This window comes from Roseovarius ramblicola (genome assembly GCF_042430665.1).
In the GTDB taxonomy this organism is placed as follows: Bacteria; Pseudomonadota; Alphaproteobacteria; order Rhodobacterales; family Rhodobacteraceae; genus Roseovarius; species Roseovarius ramblicola.
Genome location: NZ_JBHMEC010000024.1, coordinates 31,998 through 43,595 on the forward strand (window position 1 = coordinate 31,998; position 11,598 = coordinate 43,595).

Consider the following 11,598-nt stretch of genomic DNA (forward strand, 5'->3'; position numbering starts at 1 on the left):
CCATGCCCTCGACACCCTCGGCCCGTTGCAAAAGGGGGCCCGCGTGACGGCACAGCATCTGGAGCTTGACAGTATCGAAACCCTCGCGCGCGACGCGCTTGTGCGCGCCGGCGCCTCAGTCGCGCAGGCGGCCCCGGTGGCACGCTCCACCCGGCTCGCCGAACGCGACGGCATCCGCAGCCACGGCCTCATGTACGTGCCCGTCTATGCCGAGCATCTGCGCTGCGGCAAGGTGCTGGGCGATGCCGCGCCACAGGTCGCCCGCCCCCGCCCCGGCGCGGTGCGCGTCGATGCCGCCCACGGCTTTGCCCATGCCGCCATCGACGCGGGCTGGCCTGTCTTCACCTCCGCTGCCCGCGAGCAGGGCATCGCCGCCATGTCCGTGCACCGCTCCTATAATTGCGGCGTGCTGGGCCACCATGCCGAGCGGCTGGCCTGTGACGGGCTGGTGGGCCTCTGTTTCACCAACGCGCCCGCCTCGATGGCCCCCACCGGCGGCCACCGCCCGGTGATCGGCACCAATCCCTTCGCGCTCGCCGTGCCCGATGAGTCCGGCGGCGCGCGGCTGGTCATCGACCAGTCCGCCAGCGCCATCGCCAAATCCGAGATCGTGCTGCGCGCCCGCCAGGGCGAGCCGATCGAGCCGGGCTGGGCGCTCGACTCGAGCGGCAACCCGACCGAGGACGCCGAGGCCGCGCTCGCAGGCTCGATGCGCCCCGCGGGCGGGCAAAAGGGCTTTGGCGCGGGGCTGATGGTCGAGATCTTCGCCGCCGCTCTCTCCGGGGGCAATCTCGGCCTCGACGCCAGCCCCTTCTCCGGTCCCAAGGGCGGCCCGCCCGGCACCGGGCAATTCTTCATCGCGGTGGACCCGGGCGCGTTCTCCGGCGACGCCTTCGGCCCCGCCATGGCGCGGCTGGCCCAGAGCATCGCCGAGCAGGAGGGCGCCCGCCTGCCCGGCGCCCGCCGCGCCGCCAACCGCGCCCGCATCGAGGCCGGGGGCGTCACGGTACCCCAAGAGCTGTTGGACCGGATCGCGGCGGCCTGAGGCCCGGCGACAACCAAAAGGACGAGCATGACCAACGAGACCCGCAATTTCATCGCAGGCCAATGGCAGACCGGTGCCAGCACCGCCGAGAATCGCAACCCGTCCGACCTTTCGGACGTGATCGGCCACTACGCGCAGGCCGACGCGGCACAGCTTGACGCCGCCCTTGCCGCCGCGCGCACAGCACAAGCGGCATGGGGTGCCACCGGCCCGCAGAAACGCCACGATGTGCTGATGGCCATCGGCACCGAGTTGATGGCCCGCGCCGAGGAGATCGGGGCCATGATCGCCCGCGAAGAGGGCAAGCCGCTGGCCGAGGGCAAGGGCGAGACCTACCGCGCCGGGCAATTCTTTACCTATTTCGCCGCAGAGGCGCTGCGCCAGCTTGGCGACACCGCCGACAGCGTGCGCCCGGATATCGAGATCGACGTGCGCCGCGAGCCGGTGGGCGTGGTGGCGATCATCAGCCCGTGGAACTTCCCCATCGCCACGCCCGCGTGGAAGATCGCGCCCGCATTGGCCTTCGGCAACGCGGTGATCTGGAAACCCGCCAACCAGACCCCGGCGAGCGCCGTGGCGCTGACCGAAATCATCGTGCGGCAGGACCTCCCCGAGGGCCTCTTCAACCTCGTCATGGGGCCGGGGCGCGAAGTGGGGCAACGCCTGGTCGAGAGCGCACAGGTGGACGCCATCAGCTTCACCGGGTCCGTTCCGGTAGGCCGCGGCATCGCGGCGGCGGCGATGGTCAACATGACCAGGATCCAGATGGAGATGGGATCGAAGAACCCGATGGTGATCTGCGACGATTGCGATCTCGATCTTGCCGTGGCCCACGCGGCGAACGCAGCCTTCGGCGGCACCGGGCAGAAATGCACCGCCGCCTCGCGGCTGATCGTGCAGGACGGCATTCACGACGCCTTCGTCGAAAAGCTGGTCGCCGCCACGCAGGCGCTCAAGGTCGGTCACGCGCTGGAAGACGGCACGCAGATCGGCCCCGTCGTCAGCGAGGGGCAGCTCAGCGGCAATCTCGATTACATCAAACTCGGCCAGTCCGAGGGCGCGGACCTCCTCTGCGGCGGCACCCGGCTGGAGCGCGCGACCGACGGCTATTACATGGCCCCCGCCGTGTTCGCGGGCACCGACAATGCCATGCGCATCAACCGCGAGGAAATGTTCGCCCCCGTCACCTGCATCCTCAAGGCGGGCAGCTACGACGAGGCGCTCAACATGGCCAACGAAACCGAATTCGGCCTGACGGCGGGGATCATGACCCGCTCGCTCGCCCGCGCCACCCATTTCCGCCGCAACGCGCGCGCAGGCTGCGTGATGGTCAACCTGCCCACCGCCGGCACCGATTACCACGTTCCCTTCGGCGGGCGCGGCGCATCGAGCTATGGCCCCCGCGAACAGGGCCGCTATGCCGAGGAATTCTACACCACGGTCAAGACCTCCTACATCCATTCGGGGGTGCCCGCATGACGCCACCCCGCATCGACGCCCTGCAATATGCCAACTGGTCGGAGGATATTTTCCGGCAGATGCGCGCGGGCGCGGTCGATGCGGTGCATGTGACGATCACGTACCACGAGAATTTCCGCGAGACGGTGCTCAATATCGAGGCATGGAACCGCTGGTTCGAGCGCTTCCCCGACCTGATCTTTCAGGGCTTCACCGCCGATGACATCGCGCTGGGCCGGGCGACCAATCGCACCGCGATCTTCTTCGGCTCGCAGAATCCCTCCTGCATGGAGGACGATATCGGCCTCATCGAGGTGCTGCACCGGCTTGGCCTGCGCTTCATGCAACTGACCTACAACAACCAGTCGCTGCTGGCGACGGGCTGTTACGAGGCCGAGGATACCGGCCTCACCCGCATGGGCCGCGAGGTGGTGACCGAGATGAACCGGGTGGGGCTGGTGGTGGACATGAGCCATTCCTCTGAGCGCTCCACGCTGGAGGCCATCGCGCATTCGACGCGCCCCATCGCCATCACCCACGCCAACCCGGCAAGCTGGCACCCCGCCCGGCGCAACAAGTCGGATCGCGTGCTCGACGCGCTGGCGGAAAGCGGCGGGATGCTGGGCTTTTCGCTCTATCCGCATCACCTGAAGGGCGGCGGCGACTGCACGCTGACGGAATTCTGCGCGATGATCGCCCGCACCGCCGAGCGGATGGGCATCGACCGGGTCGGCATCGGCTCGGACCTGTGCCAGGATCAGCCCGACAGCGTGGTGGACTGGATGCGTGCGGGCCGCTGGACCAAGCACCGCGACTTCGGCGAGGGCAGCGCCGACGCGCCCGGCTTTCCGCCGATGCCCGACTGGTTCCGCGACAACCGCGATTTCGACAATATCGCGCAGGGGCTGCTCGCCACCGGCATGAGCCACGCGGAGGTGGCGGGGATCATGGGCGGCAACTGGGCGCGCTTCTTTGCCGAGAGCTTCGGCGCAGCCGACACCCGGCAGCGGGAGGCCGCGCAGTGACCTGCGCGGATCGCAACCCCATGCCGCAGGCAGCAGCGTTCCGGCGACCGCCGTCGGAGGTCATGCGCCTCGACCGGATGGGATGCAGCCACCCGACGCGGCTGTCGTTCCTGCGGCAATTGCTGCGCCGGATCGAGGCCGAGGGCTGGGTCTTCGACCGCCCGGTCTGGGACATGGACGCGCGCGGCGTGGGCCGCGCGGTCTACCGGATGCGCACACCCGGCGGCGATCTCAGCCTCGTGGCGTTCGGCCATGACCTGCCCGCCGACCAGCGCTCTGACCGGGTGATCGCCACCGCCTGGGACGCGACCTTCGCGCTGTTCGATGGCACACCGGATGCCGGTGATCTGGACCGGCTCGCGGCCAATGTGCCGCTGCAAGAGGCCGGGCGGGTCAGCCCGCGCGAGCTGTCGCTCAGCCGCGCGAACCGGTCGGTTCGGCTCTTCAACCATGTGGTCGAGCGGCTGGCGGCGGGGCAACAGCCCGACGAGGCGATGCTGCGCGAGACCGGCTATCTGATGCGCACCACCGCCGTCTACGGCTCGGGCAAGTTCGGGGCCGCCGACCGCGCGATGATCGCCGGGCGGCCCGCTCTGAACGCGCCCTTTCAGGCCGAGATGCTGTCGGTCTGGCTGACCCGCGCCTTTACCGTCGATCTGGTCGAACATCTGGCGCGCGCGCGGGGCGGCGCGGCGGCGGTGCCCCTGCGCAAGGATCTGCGCCGGGGCCTTGGCGTGGGCAATTCCACCGGCCTCGGCATGGCACCGTTTCTGGTGCGGCACCCGGTGCTTCTCAACAACTGGATGATGGCCCGCGAAGAGGCGCTGGCCCGCGTGCGCGCGCAAGAAACTGCGGACGCGGCGGCACGCGCCGGCTTTCACACGGCGCTCGCGGCGGCGGTGCAAAACGCCACCGACTGGCAGAGCGCACACCCGATACAGCAGGCCAAGCTGACCGATCTGCGCGATGGTCTGGCCCGGCTGGATCGCTTCGTCGCAGAGGGCTGGGACGCGGCCGCCCCACAGCCCTGGGACGCGCTCTGGCACTGGGGGCAGGCGCATCTGCCGCTGGAGGCACAGGAGGCGCTGCTCGCCGCGATGCTGGAGCCGCATGGCGATCTGATCGACGGGTTGGGCGCGTGCATGCAGGCCGACGAAGAGGCGCATTTCGGCATCGACGGCGCGATGCGCGTGGCCGCGTTGCGCGACATCCTGCAAGCGCACTACGACTGGGCCATCGACACCGATTACACCGACCCCGCCCATTGCGCGCGATTCTGGTACATCTCCGAGGAAAAGCTGGAGCCGCGCCTTGGCGAGCGGTTTGAGGAGGAGGGCGCAAGCCGCGAGTTGCCGCTCGATACCGGGCGGCAGGCGGCGGCGCTGTGGCACGCCCTGCAGGAGGAGGACGGTGATGCCCCGCTGGCACGGTTCCTGCTGGCCCATCCCGAACACCGCCTGATGGTGCGCCGCGTACAGATCGCCGCGCGCCACCCGTTCGCGGAAATTCGCGACAACCTGATTGATGCCGGGATGCTGCCCATCGACCTGCTGCGTTGCAAGTTGGCGTTTTTCGGCGCGACACGCTTCGATCCGCGCTCGGATCGGTGGGTGCGGATCAGCCTCTTTCAGGGCGCGCCCTACCCCGACGAATTGAACCGGGAGGAGGCATCGTGATGCTGCCGCCCAACGACCCCGCGCACAGCGCCTCGGAGCCCCACGCGCATCACGCCGCCACGGTGCGCCTGTCGCTGTCGGAGATCAACGCGCTGTGCTTCAAGGCCGCGCGCGGGTGCGGGCTGAGCTGGGGCGAGGCGGAAGAGGCGGGATGGGCCGCTGCGTGGCTGACGCGCGCGGGGCTTTCCGGGCCTTCACTCGTGTTGAACTGGTTGCGGGATTGCGCCACGCTGGCGCGCCCGGTGCCCGAACAGGGCCGCTGGCGCGCCCCCACCGGGCCGCTCTGTCCGCTGCGCGCGGGGCTGGCGCTTGCCGATCATGCCGGGCTGCCCGAGGGGCCGGGCGAGGACGGCCTGTCTATCGAGACCGTCGCGCACCCGCTTGTCCTGCTGCCCTTCGTGGCGCGTTCGGCCACAAGGCTTGACCTGCCGCTGCGGATCCGTTGGGGTGGCGCGGACGTCACGCTGGATCGGGACGGGACCGGTCCGATCACCCTGCCCCCGGGGCAAGAGCACGAGGCCCCCGCCGATCTGCGCATCGCCACTCTGGACCGCCCCGATACCGACGCGATACCGACAGTTTACAGCGTGCCGATCCAGGGCATCGCACTTACCGACTGGCAGGCGCTCGATGCTCTGGCATTGCGCGTCACCGTCCCGCCCTCGGCCGCCTCGCGCGCCGGGGCGGGGGCTGCGGGGGATGACAACGATTGACCCGCAACAAGACGACCTACCATGATGAAGATCACTCAACCGGGAGAAAGACCATGAAAAAACTGACACTTGCACTGGCCTTCGGCGCGCTGACCGCGCCCGCGATGGCACATGCCGAATGCGGCGAAGTCTCTGTCGCCGAGATGAACTGGGCCTCGGGCTCGATCATTTCGAAGATCACCGAGTTCCTGATGGAGCAGGGCTATGGCTGCGACGTGACGCTGGTGCCCTCGGCCACCACCACCGCGATCACCTCGCTGGCCGAGAACAACGAGCCCGACGTCGTGCCCGAACTCTGGGTCAATTCGGCCCCCGCCTATTTCAAGCTCGAAGAGGAAGGCAAGGTCAAGAAGGCGGCCGATGTCTTTGCCGAGGGCGGCAGCGAGAACTGGTGGGTGCCCGACTATCTGGTGGAAGAGCACCCCGAACTCGCCACCATCGAGGGCATCCTCGCCAATCCCGAACTGGTCGGCGGGCGCTTCCACAACTGCCCCGACGGCTGGGGCTGCCGGATCGCCAATGACAACCTCGTCAAGGCGTTCGATTTCGAGGGCCACGGCATCGAGGTGTTCAACCACGGCTCGGGCGACACGCTGCCCGCCGCCATGGCCTCGGCCTACGAGAACAAGGAACCGTGGTTCGGCTATTACTGGGGGCCGACCGCCGTGCTGGGCCGTTACAACATGGTGGCCGTGGACATGGGGCCGCATATCGCCGAAATCCACGACTGCAACCAGACGCAGGATTGCGAAAACCCCGGCAAATCCGCCTACCCGGCGGCTCCGGTGCTGACCGTCGTCACCTCGGATTTCGCAGAGCGTAACCCCGAGGTGTTCGAACTGGTGAGCAACATCTCCTTCGGCACGCAGGAGCTGAGCAACCTGCTGGCATGGCAGGCCGACAACAGCGCCTCGGCAGAAGAGGCCGCCGTCCATTTCCTGACGCAGAACAGCGACACCTGGAAGGGCTGGGTCAATGACGCCGCCGCCGAGAAGCTGAGCGGCATCATCAAGTAAATCATGCCCATGGGCGGGGCCGTGCCATGCGCGCGGCCCCACCTGCCCAAGACCACGACAAGGCCTGCCCAAGGGCCTGCGCAGGGAGAGCCGAAACATGGCGACATATGATTTCATCTTCAACGGGCTCGGCCTGCGGGAGTGGTGCGACAAGGATGCGAGCACCGGCCCGATGAGCATGGCCGACCTGCTCGCCCAGGGCTCGGGCGGCGGTGAGGGCACCCCCATCTGGGAGTTGCCTTTTCCCTCTCTCGATGCGCTGAACGAGGCGTGCCCGGCGATCGCCCGGACCCGCGACCTGACCAAGGGGGTCGAGACCAGCTTTCTCGGCGTCAAGGATTCGCTCAAGGTGGTGCTCGACCCGATCACCCAACCGCTGAGCTGGTTTCTGGAGGGCGCGCTCTACGCGTTCCAGAACACACCGTGGTTCATCATGATCCCGATCCTGCTGGCGGTGGTCTGGTTCGCGTCGAAATCCATGAAGCTGGTGGGCTTTGTCGCCTTTTCGATCCTCTTTCTGGCGTTCATCGACCATTATAACTTCGCCATGCAGACGCTGGCGATCATCTTCGTCTGCGCGTTTCTATGCGTGCTGTTGGGCGTGCCCATAGGCATCGCCATGTCGCGCAGTGACACGATGCAGCGCCTGACGATCCCCGTGCTGGACATGCTCCAGACACTGCCGCCCTTCGTCTATCTCATTCCGCTGATCTTCCTCTTTTCGGTGACCGAGCCGAAACTCTACGGCATCGCGATCATCCTCTATGCCATCGTGCCGGTCATCCGACTGACCGATCTCGGTATCCGGCTGGTCGACAAGGAGGTGATCGAGGCCGCCGAGGCGTTCGGCATGACCGACCGGCAAAAGCTCTATGGGGTGCAGATCCCGCTGGCGCTGCCCAATATCATGGCGGGGGTGAACCAGACCATCATGATGAGCCTCGCCATGGTGGTAATCGCCTCGCTGGTGTCGGCCCCCGGTCTGGGCGTGCTGGTGCTGCGCGGCATCCGCAACCTGGAACTGGGCGTCGGTCTGATCGCCGGTCTGGGCATCGTGCTTCTGGCGGTGATCCTCGACCGGGTGACCAAGGCGGCGCTGGCCCGCGTCAATGCCGCAAGTGCGGCGCAGAGAAACTCATGAACGGGGCCGCTGGAATGGACAAAGACGTCAAGATCTCGATCCGCAATCTCTACAAGATCTTCGGGTCGGACCCGCAGCGCGCGCTGGAACATGTGCGCGCCGGCATGGGCAAGCCGGACCTGATGGAAAAGCACCGGCATGTGCTGGGCCTGCAGGACATCAATGTCGACATGCGCGGCGGCGATATCACCGTCATCATGGGGCTCTCGGGCTCTGGCAAATCCACGCTGATCCGCCACCTTAACCGGCTGATCGAGCCGACGGCGGGGCAAATCCTGCTCGATGGCGAGGACGTGCTGGCCTATGGCGAACGCGACATGCGCCGCCTGCGGCGGCAGCAGATGTCGATGGTGTTCCAGCATTTCGCGCTGCTGCCGCACCGCACCGTGCTGGAAAACACCGGCATGGCCCGCGCCGTGCGCGGCGAGCGCCGGGCCGACTACCAGGACGACGCGCTCAGGTGGCTCGACCGCGTGGGCCTCGGCGGCCAGGGCGGGCAATATCCGCATCAGCTCTCGGGCGGGATGCAACAGCGGGTGGGCATCGCCCGCGCGCTGGCCTCGGATTCGCCCATCATGCTGATGGACGAGGCGTTTTCCGCGCTCGATCCGCTCATCCGCACCGACATGCAGGACCTGCTGCTCGAATTGCAGGAAGAGCTGCACAAGACCGTCATCTTCATCAGCCACGACCTCGACGAGGCGCTCAAGCTCGCCGATCACCTCGTGATCCTCAAGGATGGCCGGGTGGTCCAACAGGGCGAGCCGCAGGACATCCTGCTGCACCCCAACGATCCCTACATCGTCGACTTCATCAGCGACATCAACCGCGCGCGGGTGCTGCGCGTGCGCTCGGTGATGACCGCAGGCGCGGACGGCAGCGGGCCGTTCGCGGGAGAGGTCGGGCCCGACGACACGCTGGAATCGGTGATCGCCGTCTCCGGCGGGGATACCGCGCTCAGCTACCGGGTCATGCGCGACGGTCGTCAGGTGGGTGTCCTCGACATGCAGAACCTCGTGCGCGCGCTCGTCCCCACCAGCGCCGCCGATGACGGCATGCGCGCCCGCGCGGTTTGAAAGGGGCGCGGACCCTGCACCACATACCGCCGTATGCAGCAGCAGAACCGCATGCGTAGTAAATGGGCGCTGGCGTTGAGATCATTGGGTAATCCCCGCCCGCTCGGACCGGAACACCCACGAAACCGCCGGCGTCCACCGCGTCCGCGTGCCGGCCGCCGGCGCGGCATGTTGCCCCCGCCTGGCCTTGTGCCTGCCGAATACGGAGCGTCAGGCGCGCCGGTCAGGGTTTCGCCGCCTCCAGCGCCGCGATATCCGCACCGCAGATCGCGGCCTCCTGCGCCATGATTCGTTCAATGGGCCAGTCCCACCAGGCGAGTGCCTCGAGCCGTGCGACGTCGCCGGGCGCAAAGCGCCGCCGCAGCGCGCGCGCGGGGTTTCCCGTGACGACGGAGTAGGCGGGAACCACGCCTCCAACCACCGCGCCCGCGCCGACGATGACGCCATTGCCGATACGCGCGCCGGGCAACACCGTAGCCCCGCGGCCCAACCAGACGTCGTGCCCCAGCATCGTGTCGTCACCCGGACCGGGCATGGACGGGCGCGCTGGATCGGCCGATCCGTTGAAAATCGCGAACGGATAGGACGAAATGCCGTCATGCCGGTGATTGGCCGAAGCGGTGATGAATTCCACGCCATCGGCAATCTGACAGAACCTGCCGATGACCAATTGTTCGGGTGATCCGGGGTAGAGGTAGGGGGCCAGCCGCGCGGCCCAGTCCGCGGGCGGGGTGGCGCTGCTGGCATAGCTGTATTCGCCCACCGTGATGCGCGGGTGATCGAGCACCGCGCGCAGGAATACTGTGCCGGCATGGGGGCTGCCATCCGGCAGGATCACGGGATTGCGGGTCGTGGGGTCGGGAAAGGGTCCAGGCATGTCAAAGCCTCGCATCTGGTCGCGTGTCATCAGGGGTTGGCGATCAGGCGGCTTTGTTCATGGCTTCCTCCATTGGCTGGGTTGCAACCGCTACCAGAGGCCGGGAACAAATGGAAGCGTAACGCCAGCCCGATTGCGCACCCGGCTTTCTCCGCTGCCTCAAATCCCGGGGCACCGACCCGGATCAGCCCATATGCCCGCGTTCAATCAGGAAACCTGCAGCCGCCTGCACCGCCTGTTCCGCCGGGATAAAATCCATCCCCAGCATCGCGCGCGCCTTGCTGCCGCTCGATCCCACATCCTTGCCCAAAGCCGGGACGATTCCCGCAATCGCCTTGTCGAAAATGCCCAAGGCCCGAAAAACCCAGTCCGGTGCCTCCCGTCTGGCAATGCGGCGGTCGGGGTAGGCACCTCGCAAGCAATCCGCGAATTGCCGCAACCACATCTGGTCAGAGACACCGATTAGACGCTCACCAACTGTCTCGGGTTTTGACAGCGCGGCCACATGCATGCGTGCAATGTCGCGCACATCCACAATGTCCAGTTTCAGCCGTGGCACGACCGGATCCTTGCCGCCAAGCACGCGTTTCACAAAATCCATCGACGTTCCGAAATCATCGTCCAGCGGTGGCCCCATGACAAAGCCGGGGTTAATGACGGTCAGCTCGATCTCCGGATGAACCTTAACGTATTTCCAGGCCGCGCGCTCGGCCAGGGTCTTGGATTTCGCATAGGCGTGACAGGCGGGGCTTTCCGGGTCGCTCCAGTTCGCCTCGGTCATGAGCGCATGGTCGGGCATCGGATTCTGATAGACCACCGCCACCACCGAAGAGGTCATTACAACCCGGTTCACACCGGCAGACTGCGCCGCCTCAAGCGCCCGCAACGTACCATCCACCGCCGGACGGATAAGGTCATCTTCGTCCTTTGGCATCGTCATCGGAAAGGGCGATGCCGTATGGATCAACACGCCCGTGCCTGCAAGTGCATCGGCCCAACCTGCGTCATCCTTGAGGTCCAGCAGCGCAAAACTCAACCGGTCCTCGTCCAGAGGGTCTCCCAGCTCTTTCTCCATGGTCGTGCGTACATGTGCCGCCTTCGCCTCGGACCGGACCGAGCCGCGCACGACATGACCCTTCTGAAGAAGCTGCAACACGATATGGCGCGCGATAAAACCCGACGCACCAGTGACAAAAACAGGGGTCGTCGATGCCATATGAACCGCCTCAAGGAATAGGTTATCCGGGTACTATAGGGCAGGTGCCGAAACAAAACACCCATCATAGAAAAAGGGCGCCCGGTGGGGCGCCCTTTGCAATCAGTTTGACCGAAAGGTCACTCGATGATCTTGCTGACGACGCCGGCGCCGACGGTGCGGCCGCCTTCGCGGATGGCGAAGCGCAGGCCGTCCTCCATGGCGATCGGCGCGATCAGGTCGACGGCGAATTTCAGGTTGTCGCCGGGCATCACCATCTCGGTTCCTTCGGGAAGCTCCACCGTGCCAGTCACGTCCGTGGTGCGGAAGTAGAACTGCGGACGGTAGTTGGCAAAGAACGGCGTGTGCCGCCCGC

11 protein-coding genes are annotated in these 11,598 nt (G+C 66.9%); 8 read left to right on the top strand and 3 right to left on the bottom strand.

Translation table 11 applies throughout. From position 1 onward, the window contains the following. The first annotated feature begins 43 nt into the window (after nt 1-43). The 8 genes from ACFFU4_RS14740 to ACFFU4_RS14775 all read left to right on the top strand — a co-directional run bounded on the left by ACFFU4_RS14740 (nt 44) and on the right by ACFFU4_RS14775 (nt 9,150). The gene (locus ACFFU4_RS14740; protein WP_377070575.1) at nt 44-1,045 is read left to right on the top strand and encodes an Ldh family oxidoreductase; all 1,002 of its coding nucleotides are present in this window, start codon (nt 44-46) and stop codon (nt 1,043-1,045) included. Between the two features lie 27 nt (nt 1,046-1,072). Continuing rightward, complete coding sequence (locus ACFFU4_RS14745; RefSeq protein WP_377070576.1) at nt 1,073-2,524, top strand: aldehyde dehydrogenase family protein; 1,452 nt, start codon at nt 1,073-1,075, stop codon at nt 2,522-2,524. Then, nucleotides 2,521-3,528, top strand: a complete 1,008-nt coding sequence (locus ACFFU4_RS14750) for a membrane dipeptidase (RefSeq protein WP_377070577.1) — start codon at nt 2,521-2,523, stop codon at nt 3,526-3,528. The genes ACFFU4_RS14745 and ACFFU4_RS14750 overlap by 4 nt, the downstream gene beginning before the upstream one ends. A 62-nt stretch (nt 3,529-3,590) precedes the next feature. Next, entirely contained in the window at nt 3,591-5,204 is a 1,614-nt protein-coding gene (locus ACFFU4_RS14755) for a hypothetical protein (protein ID WP_377070578.1), read from the top strand. Continuing rightward, nucleotides 5,204-5,917: a DUF3726 domain-containing protein gene (locus ACFFU4_RS14760; RefSeq protein WP_377070579.1), complete on the top strand. Its 714-nt coding sequence runs from the start codon at nt 5,204-5,206 to the stop codon at nt 5,915-5,917. Before ACFFU4_RS14755 ends, ACFFU4_RS14760 begins: the two co-directional genes overlap by 1 nt. A gap of 53 nt (nt 5,918-5,970) precedes the next feature. Beyond that, on the top strand, nt 5,971-6,933 hold the full coding sequence (locus ACFFU4_RS14765; protein ID WP_377070580.1) for an ABC transporter substrate-binding protein: 963 nt from the start codon (nt 5,971-5,973) through the stop codon (nt 6,931-6,933). 97 nt (nt 6,934-7,030) lie between these two features. Further along, the gene (locus tag ACFFU4_RS14770) at nt 7,031-8,074 is read left to right on the top strand and encodes an ABC transporter permease (RefSeq protein WP_377070581.1); all 1,044 of its coding nucleotides are present in this window, start codon (nt 7,031-7,033) and stop codon (nt 8,072-8,074) included. A 14-nt stretch (nt 8,075-8,088) separates the two neighbouring features. Next, entirely contained in the window at nt 8,089-9,150 is a 1,062-nt protein-coding gene (locus ACFFU4_RS14775; protein ID WP_377070582.1) for an ATP-binding cassette domain-containing protein, read from the top strand. A gap of 223 nt (nt 9,151-9,373) precedes the next feature. Here ACFFU4_RS14775 and ACFFU4_RS14780 read toward each other — a convergent pair whose 3' ends face one another. The 3 genes from ACFFU4_RS14780 to ACFFU4_RS14790 all read right to left on the bottom strand — a co-directional run. Then, nucleotides 9,374-10,057 carry a CatB-related O-acetyltransferase gene (locus tag ACFFU4_RS14780; RefSeq protein ID WP_377070583.1) on the bottom strand — a complete coding sequence of 228 codons (684 nt, stop codon included), beginning with the start codon at nt 10,055-10,057 and terminating at the stop codon, nt 9,374-9,376. A gap of 154 nt (nt 10,058-10,211) precedes the next feature. Then, the gene (locus ACFFU4_RS14785; protein ID WP_377070584.1) at nt 10,212-11,243 is read right to left on the bottom strand and encodes an SDR family oxidoreductase; all 1,032 of its coding nucleotides are present in this window, start codon (nt 11,241-11,243) and stop codon (nt 10,212-10,214) included. Between the two features lie 119 nt (nt 11,244-11,362). Beyond that, nucleotides 11,363-11,598 (bottom strand): EF-Tu C-terminal domain-related protein (locus ACFFU4_RS14790; RefSeq protein ID WP_446692669.1); only part of this gene is annotated, 236 nt, incomplete at its 5' end.